The sequence below is a fragment of the Streptosporangium sp. NPDC000095 genome (assembly GCF_042899335.1).
Classification (GTDB): domain Bacteria; phylum Actinomycetota; class Actinomycetes; order Streptosporangiales; family Streptosporangiaceae; genus Streptosporangium.
The window spans coordinates 70135-85734 of record NZ_JBIAZS010000016.1 but is presented as its reverse complement, the minus strand read 5'-3'; the positions used below and the strand labels follow the sequence as shown (position 1 = coordinate 85734).

At 73.5% G+C, this 15600-nt stretch carries 14 protein-coding genes and 1 riboswitch; of the genes, 6 read left to right on the top strand and 8 right to left on the bottom strand.

Features of this window, described 5'->3' with window-relative positions:
• Nucleotides 1–216: 216 nt before the first annotated feature.
• Nucleotides 217–412, bottom strand: a riboswitch (cobalamin riboswitch).
• Nucleotides 413–433: 21 nt separating this feature from the next.
• From ACFY3V_RS30275 to ACFY3V_RS30265, 3 genes are read left to right on the top strand one after another with little or no spacing between them, the layout of a single operon-like run.
• A complete protein-coding gene (locus tag ACFY3V_RS30275) occupies nucleotides 434–1996 on the top strand; it encodes a precorrin-3B synthase (RefSeq protein WP_389778231.1) in 1563 nt (520 codons plus the stop codon).
• A complete protein-coding gene (locus tag ACFY3V_RS30270) occupies nucleotides 1993–2619 on the top strand; it encodes a precorrin-8X methylmutase (RefSeq protein WP_350946220.1) in 627 nt (208 codons plus the stop codon). The genes ACFY3V_RS30275 and ACFY3V_RS30270 overlap by 4 nt, the downstream gene beginning before the upstream one ends.
• 20 nt (nucleotides 2620–2639) lie before the next feature.
• The gene (locus ACFY3V_RS30265) at nucleotides 2640–4157 is read left to right on the top strand and encodes a precorrin-2 C(20)-methyltransferase (protein WP_389778358.1); all 1518 of its coding nucleotides are present in this window, start codon (nucleotides 2640–2642) and stop codon (nucleotides 4155–4157) included.
• A gap of 65 nt (nucleotides 4158–4222) precedes the next feature.
• Here the strand turns inward: ACFY3V_RS30265 and ACFY3V_RS30260 are convergent, their stop codons facing one another.
• From ACFY3V_RS30260 to ACFY3V_RS30245, 4 genes are read right to left on the bottom strand one after another with little or no spacing between them, the layout of a single operon-like run.
• On the bottom strand, nucleotides 4223–5026 hold the full coding sequence (locus tag ACFY3V_RS30260) for a cobalt-precorrin-6A reductase (protein WP_389778356.1): 804 nt from the start codon (nucleotides 5024–5026) through the stop codon (nucleotides 4223–4225).
• A gap of 7 nt (nucleotides 5027–5033) precedes the next feature.
• The gene (gene cobM, locus ACFY3V_RS30255) at nucleotides 5034–5777 is read right to left on the bottom strand and encodes a precorrin-4 C(11)-methyltransferase (RefSeq protein WP_350946222.1); all 744 of its coding nucleotides are present in this window, start codon (nucleotides 5775–5777) and stop codon (nucleotides 5034–5036) included.
• Nucleotides 5774–7168, bottom strand: coding sequence for a precorrin-6y C5,15-methyltransferase (decarboxylating) subunit CbiE (gene cbiE, locus ACFY3V_RS30250; protein ID WP_389778228.1), 1395 nt, complete (start codon nucleotides 7166–7168; stop codon nucleotides 5774–5776). Before cbiE ends, cobM begins: the two co-directional genes overlap by 4 nt.
• Nucleotides 7161–7589, bottom strand: coding sequence for a TIGR03618 family F420-dependent PPOX class oxidoreductase (locus tag ACFY3V_RS30245; RefSeq protein WP_362901061.1), 429 nt, complete (start codon nucleotides 7587–7589; stop codon nucleotides 7161–7163). The genes cbiE and ACFY3V_RS30245 overlap by 8 nt, the downstream gene beginning before the upstream one ends.
• A gap of 179 nt (nucleotides 7590–7768) precedes the next feature.
• On the opposite strand from ACFY3V_RS30245, the gene ACFY3V_RS30240 reads away from it, so the two are divergent.
• Nucleotides 7769–8242, top strand: a complete 474-nt coding sequence (locus tag ACFY3V_RS30240) for a low molecular weight protein-tyrosine-phosphatase (protein ID WP_362901063.1) — start codon at nucleotides 7769–7771, stop codon at nucleotides 8240–8242.
• A 278-nt stretch (nucleotides 8243–8520) separates the two neighbouring features.
• On the opposite strand, the gene ACFY3V_RS30235 is transcribed toward ACFY3V_RS30240, so the two are convergent.
• Nucleotides 8521–8907, bottom strand: coding sequence for a helix-turn-helix domain-containing protein (locus ACFY3V_RS30235; RefSeq protein WP_350946229.1), 387 nt, complete (start codon nucleotides 8905–8907; stop codon nucleotides 8521–8523).
• Nucleotides 8908–9059: 152 nt separating this feature from the next.
• Here ACFY3V_RS30235 and ACFY3V_RS30230 point away from each other — a divergent pair, with 152 nt between their 5' ends.
• Nucleotides 9060–9695 carry an NAD(P)H-binding protein gene (locus ACFY3V_RS30230; RefSeq protein WP_362901065.1) on the top strand — a complete coding sequence of 212 codons (636 nt, stop codon included), beginning with the start codon at nucleotides 9060–9062 and terminating at the stop codon, nucleotides 9693–9695.
• Between the two features lie 150 nt (nucleotides 9696–9845).
• Here the strand turns inward: ACFY3V_RS30230 and ACFY3V_RS30225 are convergent, their stop codons facing one another.
• On the bottom strand, nucleotides 9846–10769 hold the full coding sequence (locus ACFY3V_RS30225) for an FAD binding domain-containing protein (protein ID WP_389778224.1): 924 nt from the start codon (nucleotides 10767–10769) through the stop codon (nucleotides 9846–9848).
• A gap of 106 nt (nucleotides 10770–10875) precedes the next feature.
• Nucleotides 10876–13389 (bottom strand): molybdopterin-dependent oxidoreductase, encoded by a 2514-nt coding sequence (locus ACFY3V_RS30220; protein ID WP_389778222.1) that lies wholly within the window; start codon nucleotides 13387–13389, stop codon nucleotides 10876–10878.
• A 95-nt stretch (nucleotides 13390–13484) separates the two neighbouring features.
• Between ACFY3V_RS30220 and ACFY3V_RS30215 the strand changes: the two genes are divergently transcribed.
• Nucleotides 13485–14024, top strand: a complete 540-nt coding sequence (locus ACFY3V_RS30215; protein WP_389778220.1) for a TetR/AcrR family transcriptional regulator — start codon at nucleotides 13485–13487, stop codon at nucleotides 14022–14024.
• 17 nt (nucleotides 14025–14041) lie between these two features.
• Here the strand turns inward: ACFY3V_RS30215 and ACFY3V_RS30210 are convergent, their stop codons facing one another.
• Entirely contained in the window at nucleotides 14042–15565 is a 1524-nt protein-coding gene (locus ACFY3V_RS30210) for an SDR family oxidoreductase (protein ID WP_362901073.1), read from the bottom strand.
• Between the last annotated feature and the right edge of the window lie 35 nt (nucleotides 15566–15600).

Genomic DNA, 15600 nt, shown 5'->3' with positions numbered 1-15600 from the left:
GCCACACCCCGGCAGAGGAGTGGCGGTACGGCCCGCGGGAGCCGCGATGCGGCGGGAGAGCGGCGACGTCGCGGTGTGACGCGGGAACGGCGGTGTCACACCGTGATGCGGCGACCGCGATGCCGCGTCGTAGCGGGGGAACGGCGATGTCGCGGTGTGGCGGGGGAACGGCGAAAAGCGCACGGAGCTTCCTCCCTCGGGGTCCTCGCCCCGGGTCGTCGTCGGCCACGACGGCTGGAGTCTCCTGGCTCCCGGATCGGTGCTCACCCCGGCCTTCCCGTCCTTCGTCGGACAGTGGCCCGGGTGGGGTTCGCTCCCCGGTTACAGTGGCGGGACCGCGCCGGATTCACACCGGCTTCCTCCCTTGCCGTCGCCATCGATGACACTACGGCAGTCCGGGGCATTGCAAGAAACTGGCATTAACATCCTCTGAGTGTCCATTGCCGACTTTTCCGGACGATCGCGACTCGACGCGTGCCCCGGGGCCCTCCAGGTCCACCCCGCCGCGGACGGCGGCCTGGCCCGCGTCCGCATACCCGGAGGTCGCCTCACCCCCTACCAGCTGCGCGAACTCGCCGACGCCGCCACGGCGTACGGCAACGGCGTCATCGAGCTCACCTCCCGGGCGAACGTCCAGGTGCGCGGTCTCGGGCCGGAGAATCCAGAAAGCGGTCCGGAAAACGGATTCGCCGCGCGGATGGCGAGAGCGGGCCTGCTGCCCTCGGCGACACACGAGCGCATCCGCAACATCCTCGCCTCCCCGCTGACCGGAGTGGACGGACCGGCCGAACCAAACGAACCCGGCAGACCGGCTGGATCGGCCGAACCAAACAAATTCGGCAGACCGAACAGACCAACCGGACCCCCCGAACCAAGCGGAATCAACGAGCCAAGCAGGCCGAGCGGACCGAACGGCGGGGATGCTCCGAACGGCACGAAAACGAACGGCCGTGGGATCGCCGACATCACCCCTCTGATCGGCGAACTGGATCGACGACTGTGTGCTCGCCCGGCCCTCGCCGCCCTGCCGGGACGGTTCATGTTCGCCCTCGACGACGGACGGGGAGACGTGGCCGGCCTGGGCGCGGACGCCACGATCCTGCCCACGGCACCGGACGCGGCCGCGCTGCTCCTCGCCGGAACCGACACCGGCCTGCGCGTACCGCTCGACGAAGCCGTGACCGTCCTGCTCGCCACCGCCGAGGCGTTCCTCGACGAACTGGCCACCCGGGACGTCACCGCCTGGCGGATCGCCGAACTTCCCGACGGGCCCTCCCGGATCGCCACCCGGATGCGAACCGCTCTCGGACTCCCCGACACACCCCCCTTCGAACCGGTGAGACCGCACGTCGTGACCTCCGGGCCGGTCGGCGTCTTCGAGAGCACGGACCGGCGAGGGAACCGAACCGGCGTCACCGGAGAGACAGGCCCCGGAAACAGTCCCCGCCACGGAGTCGAGGACGGGGACCCGGACGATCCCCGAAGCGAGGGCTCGCGGGTGACGCTCGGGGTGGCGATCCCCCTGGGACGGCTGACCTCCGCGCAGGCACTCCTGCTCGCCGACGCCGCCTCGGGCGGGGAGATCCGGCTCACGCCATGGCGCGGTGTGGTCCTGCCCGGCCTGGACCGCGCCGAGGTCACGGGCACGGCCGCCCGTCTGGAGGCCGCCGGGCTGGTCGTCGACCCCGCCTCCCCCTGGATCGGTGTGACGGCCTGCACCGGCCGCCCCGGCTGCGCCAAATCCCTCGCCGACGTCCAGGCCGACGCCGCCACCGCCATCGGCATGGCCCCGCCGTCCACGATGGGGCCGGGCACCGATACGCTCCCCGTGCACTGGGCGGGCTGCGCCAGGCGCTGCGGCCGCCCGAGGGGACGGGTCGCGGACGTGATCGCCACCGGTGACGGTTACCGCCTGGAACTGGACGGCACCGCCCTGACCTGCTCCGGCATCGAGGAGACCGCGGCCGCGGTGGCGGCCGCCAGAGGGGAAATGTGATCGACTACGTCCGCGACGGCGCGGAGATCTACCGCCGCTCCTTCGCCACCATCCGCGCGGAAGCCGACCTGGACGGCCTGCCCGCAGACGTCGCCCGGGTCGCGGTCCGTATGATCCACGCCTGCGGGATGGTCGACCTGGTGAGCGACCTGCGCTGGTCGCCCGGTGTCGTGGCCTCGGCGCGCGAGGCGCTCCAGGCGGGCGCTCCGGTGCTCTGCGACGCCATGATGGTCGCCTCGGGGGTGACCCGGCGCCGCCTTCCCGCGGGCAACGAGGTGATCTGCACCCTCGGCGACCCCCGCGTGCCGGAGCTCGCCGCGCGGCTGGGCACCACCCGCAGCGCCGCGGCACTGGAACTGTGGCGCGACAGGCTCCAGGGCTCGGTGGTCGCGATCGGCAACGCGCCGACCGCGCTGTTCCGGCTGCTGGAGATGGTCGAGGAGGGCGCGGGCCGCCCGGCCGCCGTACTCGGCGTCCCGGTCGGCTTCATCGGCGCCGCCGAGTCCAAACAGGCCCTCGCTGAGCACCCGGCGAGGTTGGAACACCTCGTCGTGAACGGACGCCGGGGCGGAAGCGCGATGACCGCCGCCGCGGTCAACGCGATCGCGAGCGAGGAGGAGTGAGCGACGACGTGAGCACACGCGTGACCGGACGGCTGTGGGGCGTGGGACTCGGCCCCGGCGACCCCGAGCTGGTGACCGTCAAGGCCGCCCGCCTGATCGGCGAGGCGGACGTGATCGCCTTCCACAGTGCCCGCCACGGCCGCAGCATCGCCCGCTCGGTGGCCGCTCCCTACCTGCGGCAGGGGCAGGTCGAGGAGGCGCTCATCTACCCGCTCACCACCGAGACCACCGACCACCCCGGCGGCTACCAGGGGGCGATCGACGACTTCTACGCCGCCTGCGCGGTGCGGCTGGCCGCCCATCTGGACGCCGGGCGCGACGTGGTGGTGCTGTGCGAGGGCGACCCGCTCTTCTACGGCTCGTACATGCACATGCACAAGCGTCTGTCGCACCGCTACGTCACCGAGGTCGTGCCGGGCGTGACGTCGGTGAGCGGCGCCTCGGCGGTCCTGGGCCGCCCGCTGGTCGAGCGGGACGAGGTCCTGACCGTGCTGCCGGGGACGCTCCCCGCCGAGGTGCTCGCCGAGCGCCTGGCGGCCACCGACTCGGCCGCGGTGCTGAAACTCGGCCGTACCTTCACCAAGGTCCGCGACGCGCTGGCCGAGGCCGGGCGTCTCGACGAGGCCTGGTACGTCGAGCGCGCCACCACCGGGCAGCAGCGCCTGGCGCCTTTGGCCGAGGTCGACCCCGGCAGCGTCCCGTACTTCTCGCTGGCGCTGATCCCGAGCCCCGTCAACGCGTCGAGCCCCGCGCCCGCCGCCATAGCCGAGACCCAGGGCGAGGCGAGGGCGCGCGGCGAGGTGGTCGTGGTGGGACTCGGCCCCGCCGGACGTCCGTGGCTGACCCCGCAGGCGCAGGAGGCGCTCGCCGAGGTCGACGAACTCGTCGGGTACGGCCCCTACCTGGACCGCGTCCCGCCCAACCCTCGCCAGCGCCGCCACCCCACCGACAACCGGGTGGAGGCCGAGAGGGCCGCGCACGCGCTGGAACTGGCCGCGGCCGGGTCGAGGGTGGCCGTGGTCTCCTCGGGCGACCCCGGGGTGTTCGCGATGGCCAGCGCGGTGCTGGAGGTGGCGTGCGAGCCGAGGTTCGCGGACGTGCCGGTACGGGTGCTGCCCGGCCTGACCGCGGCGCACGCGGTGGCGAGCAGGGCCGGTGCGCCCCTCGGCCACGACTACTGCGTGCTGTCGCTGTCGGACCTGCTCAAACCCTGGGAGGTGGTCGCCGAGCGGATCAGCGCCGCGGCGAAGGCCGACCTCGTCCTGGCCCTCTACAACCCGGCCTCGAAGAGCCGTACCTGGCAGGTGGCCGCCGCGCGGGACCTGCTGCTCGAGCACCGCGCGCCGCAGACCCCCGTGGTCGTCGGCCGCGACGTCGGCGGGGCCGACGAGCACATGACCGTCACCACCCTCGGCGACCTGGACCCCGGAGCGATCGACATGCGCTGCCTGCTGCTGGTGGGCTCGTCCACCACGCGGGTGGTCGAGCGAGCCGACGGCGAACGGGTGGTGTTCACCCCCCGCCGCTATCCCGCCTGACCCGGACGTGACGGCTCCTCCTCAGTCGTCGAGGAGCCGTCACGTGGTGAGGGCGAGTCCGGCCTTCACCGCTCGCCGGCGTGCCGGGCCCGACGCCCCGAACCGGCACCCGCACCCGCACCCCCACCGGGGCCGCTCACACTCTCCAGCCAGGCGAGCGCCGCCTCGACGGTCCCCACCGAGACCACCCCCTCGGGCAGCGGCGGACGGCGTACGATCACCACCGGCACCCCGAGCTCACGGGCGGCGAACAGCTTCGCGGTGGTCATCTCACCACCGCTGTCCTTGGTGACCAGCACCTCCACCCGGTGCTCGCGCATCAGGGCCAGCTCGCCGTCCACCGTGAACGGCCCCCGGCTCAGCAGCACCTCCAGACGTCGCGGCACCACCGGCCCCGGCCGGTCCACCGAACGGGCCAGGAACCACTGCCCGTCGAGACCCGCGAAGACCGGCAGGCTGCGACGCCCCGTGGTCAGGAACACCCGCTCCCCCAGCGAGGGCAACAACTCGGCGGCGGCCTCCAAAGAGGGCACCCAGCGCCAGTCGTCACCGGGAGCCGCCCGCCAGCCGGGTCGTCGCAGGATCAGCGACGGCAGACCCGTACGGGCCGCCGCCTCGGCCGCCGAAGCGCTCATCCTGGCCGCGAACGGATGCGTGGCGTCCACGACGACCTGGACGCCGTGCTCCACCAGCCACGCCGCGAGCCCGCCGGGGCCGCCGAAACCTCCCTCGCGCACCTCCCCCACCGGCAGCTTCGGATCACGCACCCGGCCCGCCAGCGAGGACACCACGTGCGTCCGCGGGCGATCGGCGAGCGCGGCGGCGAGCCGCCTGGCCTCGTCGGTGCCCCCCAGGATCAGGACCTTCAGCACGGGGTCAGTCACGGCAACGGGCCGCGGAGTACAGGTGACTGTCGGGAAACTCCGAAGCGGTCAGCACCCGTCCGACGACGATCACCGCGGTGCGGAGGATCCCCGCGTCGCGGACCTGCCCGGCGATATCGGCCAGGGTGCCGCGCAGGATCACCTCGTCGTCGCGGCTCGCCCTCGCCACCACCGCCACCGGACAGTCGGCACCGTAGTTGGGAACGAGCTCCGCCGCGACGGCCTCGACCCGCTGCACCGCCAGATGCAGGACCATCGTGGCCCGGCTACGACCGAGCGTGCCCAGATCCTCGCCCTCGGGCATGGGAGTGGCGCGCACCGAGGTGCGGGTCAGCACCACCGTCTGCCCCACCCCCGGCACCGTCAGCTCACGCCCCAGCGACGCCGCCGCCGCCGCGAAGGCGGGCACCCCCGGGATCACCTCGTACGGCACTCCCTCGGCGTCCAGCCGCCGCATCTGCTCGGCCATCGCGCTGAACACCGACGGGTCACCGGAATGCAGCCTGGCCACGTCCTCCCCCGCCCGGTGGGCGGCGACCATCTCCGCGACGATCTCCTCCAGGTTCATCCGCGCGGTGTCGACCAACCGCGCGCCCCGCGGGCACGACTCCAGCAACTCGGCGGGGACCAGCGATCCCGCGTACAGGCACACCGGCGCGGACGCGATCGCCCGCGCTCCCCGCACGGTGATGAGATCCGCGGCGCCCGGCCCGGCGCCGATGAAACGTACCGTCATCGCTTCTCCTCCAGGGCGGGCGGCTTGAGCACGGTCCAGATCGTGACGGGCATCATGGGCCGCCAGCCGGTGAACCCACCGACCGGAGAGGTCCTGCTGACCGCGAGCCGGACCATGTCGCCACCGAGCCCGCCGTGCCAGCGGGCCAGGACCGCCTCGGACTCGACGGTCACCGCGTTCGCCACCAGCCTGCCCCCCGGCCTCAGCGCCTCCCAGCACGCCTCCACCATCCCGGCGACCGTCAGCCCCCCGCCGACGAAGACCGCGTCGGGCGTCTCCAGCCCGGCGAGCGCGGCCGGAGCGGCACCGGTCACCACGTCTAGACCGGGAACGCCCAGCGCCGCGGCGTTGCGTGCCACCACCGCCGCCCTGTCCGGACGCGACTCCACCGCGACGGCCCGGTTGTCCGGATGCGCCCGCATCCACTCGATGCCGATGCTGCCCGCCCCCGCACCGACGTCCCACAGCAGCTCCCCGGGAACGGGAGCCAGCCGGGACAGGGTGACCGCGCGCACCTCGCTCTTGGTGAGCTGCCCGTCGTGCTCGAACGCCTCGTCGGGCAGGCCGGGAAGGCGCGGCAGCGCGACCGTCCCGGCGTCCGCGCGGCACTCCACGGCGACGACGTTGAGATCGTGGGTCACGGCCGGCGACCAGGTGTCCGCCCTACCCGAGACCACGCGCTCCCCGGCGCCGCCCAGCCGCTCCAGAACCGTCACCGTGCTCGCGCCGTGACCTCGGGCGGCGAGCAACGCCGCGACCCGGGCCGGAGTCCGGCCGTCGGCACTGAGGACCAGGACGCGACGGCCTTCGTGGACGACCGGGTGCAGCACCTCGACGGGACGCGTCACGAGGCTGACCACCTCGACACGGTCGGCCGCCCACCCGAGCCGCGCGCAGGCGAGGGAGACCGACGACGGGTGCGGCAGGACCCGCACCCGGCCGGCGCCGAGCAGCCGCACCAGGGTCGTACCGATGCCGTGGAACATGGGGTCGCCACTGGCCAGTACGCAAACCCTGCGGCCCCGGTGGGAGGCGAGCAGCGAGGGCAGGGCGGGCAGAAGCGGCGAGGGCCAGACGACGCGCTCGGCACCGCGGTCCGCACCGGAGTCGACACCGAGTTCGGCTCCCCGCTCGACGCCCGACTCGCCACCGAACCTCGCACCGTGGTCGCCACCGGGTTCGGTTCCCGGCTCGACACCGTGCCCGGCAGCGCGCTCGATGCCGATCTCCGGGACGAGCCGCAGTTGCCTGGCGCTGCCCATCAGAACCTCGGCGGCGCGCAGCTCGTGTCGCGCCGCCTGCGACAGACCGGCCCAGCCGTCGTCTCCGATCCCGACGACGACAACGGCGGGATCGACGGCGGTGGAATCGGCGGAGGAGGGCTCAGACATTGCCCAGCACCCGGGTGAGGCGGATCTCGACCACGACGCGGGCGGGATTCTCCCTCGGCACCCGATAACGCTCGGCGTAGCGGCGCTCGGCGTCGGCGACCGACTCGGGGTCGGTACGGATCACCGCACGCCCCTCCAGGGTCGACCAGCGGCGCCCGTCCACCTGGCAGACCGCGACGGCCGCCCCACCGTCACCCGCCGCGAGCACATGGCGGACCTTGTGCGAGCCGCCCGAGGTGATCACCCTCGCGATCCCCGAGTCGGCGTCCAGCGTCACCCCTACCGGAACGACGTGCGGCGTGCCGTCGGCGCGCACGGTGGTCATCGTGCACAGATGACGCTCCCGCCAGAACGCGCGGAGGTCCTCCCCGAGATCCTTCAACAGCCGATCCTTCCCCGATTCCGCTCTACCGGGCGACATGCTAGCCGCGGACCGCGTCCCCCCTCGGACCCGGTCACCGGCCGGGGCGATCACGCTCCCCTCGCGGCCACGGAGAATCCCGCGCGCCGCTCCGGCGGGAACCGATCGACACGGAAATCGACATAGAAACGGCCGTTCTCCCGGCCATCACCCCCCGGGCAGGCGGCATCCTGATAAGCATGAGTTATCACATATGCGTGGTGTGCCTGGGAAACATCTGCCGCTCCCCCATGGCCGAGGTCGTGCTGAGGAAGACCCTCGACGACCACGGCCTCGGTGACCTCGTCACGGTCGACAGCGCGGGCACCGGCGGCTGGCACCAGGGCGGCCCGATGGACGCGCGGGCCGCCGAGACGCTCTCCGACCACGGCTATGACGGCTCGGAGCACCGGGCCAGGCAGTTCCTGAGCGACTGGTACGACCGGGTCGACCTGGTGCTGGCCATGGACGCCCACAACCTCGGCGCCCTGCGCCGCCTCGCCCCCGCGGGCGCGGACGTGCGCCTGTTCCGCTCCTTCGACCCCGCCGCCCCCGAGGGCGCCGAGGTGCCCGACCCCTACTACGGCGAGCGCGAGGGCTTCACCGAGGTGCTGGAGATGGTCAGGGCCGCCTCCGAGGGACTCGCCAAGCACCTGGCGACCACCCTGAGGTGAGGACTCTCCACCGGACTCGCGTTCGCCTCCGTGACAGGCGAAGAACCGGGGTTTCCTGGCGGGGGGATTTTCACCGACCCGACGCCTTTACAAAGTAGATCACTAGTCGGTCTCCGTCATCCGTCCGCGAGACGGGCCTGGTCACGGCGCGCCCGTCCCGCTCATGGCGCCGCGCCACGAGTGGCCCGCCCCGACCCCACGTCGTACCTCCGGGAGGCGTCCCGGAGGTACCGGCCCCACCTTCCCGCGCCACCGGTCCCCCTGGATCCGCCGGGCACCTACCCCGTACGGCCGAGCCCGTACGACGAAGCGGCGGAGGAGGCCTCGCGGGCGTCGAGGAGCTCCTCCCAGTGCTCCTGCGCCCAGGCGCACGCGGCGTTCATCGGTTCGAGCAGGCTGCGGCCGAGCGGCGTCAGCGCGTACTCGACCCGCTGGGCGGGATGAACGGTGCGCACGATCAGGCCATCGCGCGCGAGCGTCCGGAGCGACTGGGTGAGCACCTTCGCGGTGATGCCGCGCAGGGGGATCCGAAGCTCGGAGAACCGTCGCGGCCCGCCTTCGAGGCAGCGGATGATCATCCCTGCCCATTTGTCGCCGAAGCGGATGGGCGTGAGGTCGGACGGGCAGACCGGATCGAACATCTCCGGATCGAGGGGCTCTGTCACCCCTTCACGCTAGCCGGGGATCCCGCTGGGGACCACCGCCGACCGTCGCGCCGAACCACGGGTGGCCGGGTATCCCGGTGGTAACCACCTGCCCGGTTAATCTCCCGGCAGCGGCCGGCGATCAGGTCCGGCCCTGGACACGAGGGGTTCCAATGAGCAGGATCATCGTCTTCGGTGCCGGCGGCCGGGGCGGCCGGGCGGCCGTCCACGAGGCCCTCCGGCGCGGGCACCAGGTCACCGCGGTCGTGCGCGACCCGGCCGGGCACGGTGACCTGGCCGCGGACGGTGTGCGGATCGTCGCCGGCGACGTCACGGACGCGAACGGTGTCGCGCGGCTCGCCGAGGGTCACGACGCCGCGATCAGCTCCGTCTACGACGCGGGCGCGGCGCACGACGTCTTCTTCGCCGACGCCGCCCGCGCCCTGCTCGACGGGCTGACGAGGGCGGGAGTGGCCCGGCTGCTGACGGTCGGCCTGGCGTCGGTGCTGGCGACCTCCTCGGGGACGCTCCTGATGGACACGCCCGGCTACCCGCAGGAGTACCGGTCGTTCTACCTGGGGCACGCGGCAGGAAACGAGGTGCTGCGCACCACCCCCGCCTCGCTCGACTGGCTGGTCGTCAGCCCGGCCGGTGACTTCGACCACGGCGGCGCCCGTACCGGCCGCTACCGCGTGGCCCCCGCCGAGGCGGCCAGCCGCATCTCCTACGCCGACTTCGCGATCGCGCTGCTCGACGAGATCGACACCCCCGAGCACCACCGCACGCACCTCGGCGTCGAGGCGGCCTGACGAAAGAGGAGGTCGTCGACAGCCCGAACGAACGGGTGGCCCGGCACAGCCGAACGGCACACCCCTGGTTGATCGTCGAGCGTACGGGATGACGCGTCCCCACCGGCGCCCCCGCCGTGACCGGACGGCACGGCGGGGGGCGCCGGGTGATCAGCGGGTCTCGCCGGTTCCGCTCGCGCGTTCCAGCACCTCCAGGACGGTCCCGGCGAGCAGCGCGATCTTGTAGTGGTTGCGGGCCGCCGGAGCGCACCGGGCGGCCGCCAGCCCGGCCGCCCGGTCGAGGGGCTCGCCCGCCAGGAGTGCCTTCTCGACCTCGGGCAGGCGTACGGGGACGCGGGCGACACCTCCCACGGCCACCCTGGCGAAGGTGATCCTCCCGTCGTCGACGCCCAGCCGCGCCGCGGCCTCCACCAGCGGCCACTCGGCCTCGGACCTGCCGATCGCGCGGTGGTAGGCGGCCCGCTCCCCGGGCACGGGCGGCGGCAGGACGACGGAGGTGAGGATCTCCCCCGGGTCCAGCAGATGGTCCCGGGAGGGGTCCGAACCGTCTCCGTACAGGTCGGCGACGGGGAACGGCTCCCTGCCGTGCGTCTCGGCGGAGGCGTCGCAGGCGAGCAGGGCCACCGCCAGCGACGACGGGTGCGGCGCGACGCACGGGCCGCTGTCGAGGATCGCGGCGTTCGGGGAGAGCCCGGCGCGGGCCGGGCAGTGGTCGCCGCCGTTCTGGTGGCAGGAGAAGGCCGGGTTGCGGAAGTACGCGCAGCGGTTGCGCTGCAACAGGTTGCCCCCGACGGTGGCCACCTCGCGGATCTGGGGTGTGGCCAGACCCGCCGCCGTCAGCGCCAGGCAGGGGTGTGTGGCGCCGAGGCGCGCGTCGCGGGCCACCCGCGCGACCGTGGTGAGCGCGCCGATCCTGACGGAGCCGTCCGGCTGCCAGGTGACGCCGGACAGATCGGGCAGGCCGCGCAGGTCCACGTGCGGTCCGGCCGCGCGGCGGCCCATCAGGTCGGTGCCTCCGGCGCGGAACTCGCCCCCGCGCCGTACGGCCTCGCCGAGGTCGGTGAGTACGGTCATCGAACACCTTCCAGTGTGAGGCGGGGGGTGTGCTCCGGTGAGAGGGCCGTCGGCCGTCCCCTCCCGGGGGCCGGGTACGGGTCCGGCCGCGTCCGCGCGGAGGGGGTCAACGGGTGATCCCTTCGAGGAGCCGGTCGGGACGGATGGGCAGGTCGTGAGGGCGCCAGCCGGTGGCGTTGTGGACGGCGTTGCCCACCGAGGCGGCCACGCCGACCGTGGAGATCTCTCCGACCCCGACGCCGTTGCCGTTGACGTGCTCCCACCCGTCGCGGTGGAAGTGCACAGTGATCTCGGGGGTGTCGCCGATGCCGGGGATGCGGTAGTCGTCGAGGTTCGCGGTCAGCACGTTTCCGGTGACCGGGTCGACCAGCCGCTCCTCGTACAGGGCGTAGCCGATGCCCTGCACGACACCGCCCTCGCACTGGCTGCGTGCCGGCCGCTCGGCGTAGATGTGACCCGCCGCGATCCCGGCCCACACCCGAAGCGGCCTGACGGTGCCGAGGCGGGTGTCGACCTCGACCTCGGTGACGTGGACGGAACCGCTGAACCCCCGGCCGATCGCCATGCCGCCCACCGGGAACGGGGTGACGTAGCCGCGCCGGTCGCGGCGGCGCCCGCCCACCACCCTGGCGCCGTCGGTCAGGCCCAGCTTGCGCAGGCGCCGCGCGGCGTCGCGCGCGGCGGGGGCCACCGAGGCCGTGGTGCGGCTGCCGATCGAGCCCGGCCCGTGCACGGTGCCCGTCCTGCCGACCTCGACGCGGACGCGCTCGGCGGGCAGTCCGAGTTCCTCGCACACGACGCCGGCGATGACGGTGCGGACGCCGGTCCCGATGTCCTGGGTCGCGGTCGAGGCCACGACCACGTCACCCTCGACACGCAGCTCCACCTCTGTGGCGGGGTCGAGCATGTAGAGCCAGTTGGCGGCGGCCACCCCGACGCCCCGGCGGAAACGCCCCGTCTGGGAGCCGGTACGCGGCCTGGACGTCCACTCGGGCAGGGCCGCGGCCAGGTCGTAGAGCGCGTGCCGTTTGCGGTTGCCGTCCCAGCGGCGCCGCAGCGCGATCGGGTCCTCGCCCCTGCGGTGGGCGGCCTCGTCCACCGCCTGCTCCAGCGCCCAGAGCATGGGCGGCGCCCCCGGCCCGCGGAACGGGGTGCCCGGCGACTCGTTGGTGACCACGTCGTAGTCGCGGAGCCTGCGGGGCGCGGTGCCGTACACGAGGCGGGCCATCAGCGCGACGGACGACCCGATGGCCACGCCGCCACGCCCGTGGACGTCCATGGTGAGGGCGGTGAGGTCGCCCCGGTCGTCGGTGAGCAGTTCGACGGTGGTGCGGGTGCCCGGACGGTTGCCCGCGTCGGTGAGCTCCTCGGCCCGGCTGAGCACCACGCGCACCGGCGCGCCATGGGCCCGGGCGAGCTCGACGGCCGCGATCGTCTCGACGGTGACGCCGACCTTGGCCCCGAAACCGCCGCCGACGTGGTCGGCGGCGATGTGAACCCGCTCGACCGGCAGGTCCCACCGCTTGGCGGCCTGCTCGGCGGTGATGACCACGGTCTGGGTGGACAGGTGCAGGTGCAGGTCGCCCTCGGCGTCCCAGCGGGCGACGCAGGCGTGCGGCTCCAGCGGGGTGTGGACCTGCACGGCGGTGGTGAACGTGCCGGTCACCAGGCGGGGGTCGGCGTCGCGCCTGGCGGCCTCGATCCGCTTGGCGGCGGTGCGCCCGCGCCAGCTCGCCCTGGTGAAGGGACCGCGCACGTTGCCGTTCCAGGCGCCGGGAAGTGCCAACCCCTCGCTGGAGCTGGGGACGTGCTTTCTGGACTCCTCGTCGTAGACGGGCGGGGCGTCCGGCGCGTCGTCGAGCGCGGCGGGCCTCGGCTCGTAGCCGATCCCGGCGGCCTCCGCGATCGCGAGCGCCTCGCGGCGGGTGGGGGCGGCGACGGCGGCGACGGGCTGGCCCGCGTAGCGGACGACGCGGTCGGGCGGCAGCAGGTCGACCACGTGGGCGGCGTCCACCGTGACCGAGGTGACGCGGGCGTGCGCCCTCGTGGAACGGATGACCACGCCTTCCAGCTGGCCTTCGAGGCGCACGTCGGTCGTGTAGCGAGCGCGGCCCGCGACCTTGTCCATCGCCTCCACCCTGGCGGGTGTCCCCGCGGCGCCGTCGTGCTCTCCCCGGCAGGCGGCGGCGATCGCGGCGTAGATGCCCTCGTACGCGCCACACCTGCACAGATGACCGGCGAGGGCCGCGGCGATCCGCTCGCGCGGTGGCGCGACGTCGCCGTGCTCGGCGCGCCAGGCGTCGACGAAGGCCGCGCCCTCGACCGCGAATCCGGGCGTGCAGTAACCGCACTGCAGGCCGTCGTGGACGGCGAGGGCCCGCTGGACGGGGTGGTCGAGCCCTTCGGCGGTGGTGATCTCGCGCTCCTCCAGCGCGGCCGACGGCAGCAGGCAGCTCGCCTGGGGCACGCCGTCCACCATGACCGTGCACGCGCCGCAGACCCCGGTGCGGCAGGCGGCCTTGGCGCCGGTGAGGCCGAGACCGTCGCGCAGGACGTCCACGGCGGCGTCGTCGGGGCCGGCCTCCACCGTGGTGGGCAGCCCGTTTACCGTTATCTTCATAACTCTCCAGTTGACGTCGTCAACATTATGTTGACAGTGTCAACCAGATACGTTGACGTTGTCAACACAGCCTGCCCGGAAAGGGGATCCACGTGGTGGACGGCACCAGGACCCGCCTGGTCGAGAGCGCGCTGAGACTGCTGCGCGAGGAGGGCCTCGACGCCGTGACGCTACGCGCCGTCGGCGACCTGGCAGGCCTGTCCCGTACGGCCCCCTACCGGCACTTCGCCGACAAGACCGCCCTGCTCGCGGCACTCGCCGTCCGGGTCATCACCGATCTCAGCGCGCACGTCGCCGCCGCGGTCCTGGCGGCCGAGACCCCCCGCGACCGGCTGCGGGCCTTCTACCTGAGCTACGTCGAGTACGCCGTCGCACACCCCGAGGAATACCGGCTGGTGTTCGCCTCGGAGTTCGTCGTCGGGCACCACCCGGATCTGGAGACGGCGATCGACCAGGTGATGACCGCGCTCGACATGGAGGGCCCGTGGGAGGGGCCGGTGCCCAAGGCCAGGGTGATGGCCCTGTTCTCGACCGCCCACGGTCTCGCTGAGCTGGCGGTGGCGGGACAGTTCTCCCACAAGGGGATCGGATACTCCGACGTCGTCGACGTCCTGGTGAACCCCGGCGAACGGTGACGAGCGGCCGCAGACGGTCAGAGAGGGACGGTGTCCCTCGGACCGCCGTCATGGGGGGCACCGGCCGGGGAGGGGTGTACGGCGGACCGGCCGCCGCGCTCGGCGGCCCTCGCCACGTTGCGCAGCATCGGCCCGAAGACCAGGCTGTGGAAGGGCGCGACCGACCACCAGTAGAGGTGCCCGGCCAGGCCACGAGGATGGAAGATCGCCCGCTGGCCGTAGACGGTCTCCCCCCGGTACGTGAGCACCCGCATCTCCAGCCAGGCGAGGCCGGGCAGGCGCATCTCCGCGCGCAACCGCAGCAGGCGCCCCGGCTCGATCTCCTCGACCCGCCAGAAGTCGACGGAGTCGCCCACCCAGAGCCGCCGGGGATCGCGACGCCCTCTGCGCAGGCCCACGCCACCGACCAGCCGGTCGAGCAGACCGCGCAGGCTCCAGGCCAGGGGCAGGGAGTACCAGCCCACCTCGCCGCCGACGGACTCGATCACCGCCCACAGAGCCTCGGGTGAGGCGTCGACCCGACGGGCCCGCGCGTCGACGTACAGGCTGCCGCCCGCCCAGTCGGGGTCGGTGGGCAGCGGGTCACTCGGCGCCCCGGGGGTGGAGGCCGAGGACCAGCGGGTGACGACCTTGGCCTCCTTGACGCGCTGGAGGGCGAGTTCGACCGCCCGCCTCAGCCCGATCAGCCCGCCCGGCGGGTCCTCGACGTAGCGGGCGATGTCGTGCTCGCCGCAGACGGCCTCGTTGCGCAGCGACTCCACCAGCGGGCGGGCCAGGCTCGCCGGGACCGGGGTGACCAGCCCCACCCAGTGGCTGGAGAGGCCGGGGCTCAGCAGCGGGACCGGGATGATCAGCCTGCGGGGCAGGCCGGCGACCTCCGCGTAGACCCGCATCATGTCGGCGTAGGTGAGCACGTCCGGGCCGCCGATGTCGAAGGAGCGGTTCACCTCCTCCTCGACGGAGGCCCAGGCCACGAGGTAGCGCAGCACGTCGCGGATCGCGATGGGCTGCGTCCTGGTGCCCACCCACCGCGGCGTCGTCATCACGGGCAGCCGCTCGGTGAGGTGGCGCAGCATCTCGAAGGAGGCCGAGCCCGATCCGATGATGACCGCGGCCCGCAGCACCACCGCGGGCACCGAGGAGCGCAGGAAGATCTCCCCCACCTCGACGCGGGAGCGCATGTGCGGCGAGAGCCTCTCGTCCGGCGCGAGGCCCCCGAGATAGACGACCCGGCGAACCCCGGCGCGCTCGCACGCGGCGGCGAAGGTGGTGGCCGCCTCGCGGTCGGCGGCGGCGAAGTCACTCCCCCCGCCCATCGTGTGGATCAGGTAGTAGACCACATCGATGCCTTCCAGGGCCTTCGCCGCCTGCTCGGCGTCGGCCGCGTCGGCCTGGGCGACCTCGACCCGGGAGACCCACGGCTGGTCGCGCAGGCGGCCGGCCGACCTCACCATGCAGCGGACCTCGTGCCCCGCGTCCAGCAGTTCGGGAACGAGCCGCCCTCCGATGTATCCGGTCGCGCCGGTCACGAGACATCTCATGCGTACATTTTCGTACGGCGCCCCCCGGTGGTTGC

What these genes read in the sequence shown, in the direction of transcription:
- cobM (WP_350946222.1), bottom strand. Translation starts at nt 5,777, where the DNA reads ATGACGGTACGTTTCATCGGCGCCGGGCCGGGCGCCGCGGATCTCATC.
- cbiE (WP_389778228.1), bottom strand. Translation starts at nt 7,168, where the DNA reads ATGTCTGAGCCCTCCTCCGCCGATTCCACCGCCGTCGATCCCGCCGTT.
- ACFY3V_RS30245 (WP_362901061.1), bottom strand. Translation starts at nt 7,589, where the DNA reads ATGTCGCCCGGTAGAGCGGAATCGGGGAAGGATCGGCTGTTGAAGGAT.
- ACFY3V_RS30240 (WP_362901063.1), top strand. Translation starts at nt 7,769, where the DNA reads ATGAGTTATCACATATGCGTGGTGTGCCTGGGAAACATCTGCCGCTCC.
- ACFY3V_RS30230 (WP_362901065.1), top strand. Translation starts at nt 9,060, where the DNA reads ATGAGCAGGATCATCGTCTTCGGTGCCGGCGGCCGGGGCGGCCGGGCG.
- ACFY3V_RS30225 (WP_389778224.1), bottom strand. Translation starts at nt 10,769, where the DNA reads ATGACCGTACTCACCGACCTCGGCGAGGCCGTACGGCGCGGGGGCGAG.
- ACFY3V_RS30220 (WP_389778222.1), bottom strand. Translation starts at nt 13,389, where the DNA reads ATGAAGATAACGGTAAACGGGCTGCCCACCACGGTGGAGGCCGGCCCC.
- ACFY3V_RS30210 (WP_362901073.1), bottom strand. Translation starts at nt 15,565, where the DNA reads ATGAGATGTCTCGTGACCGGCGCGACCGGATACATCGGAGGGCGGCTC.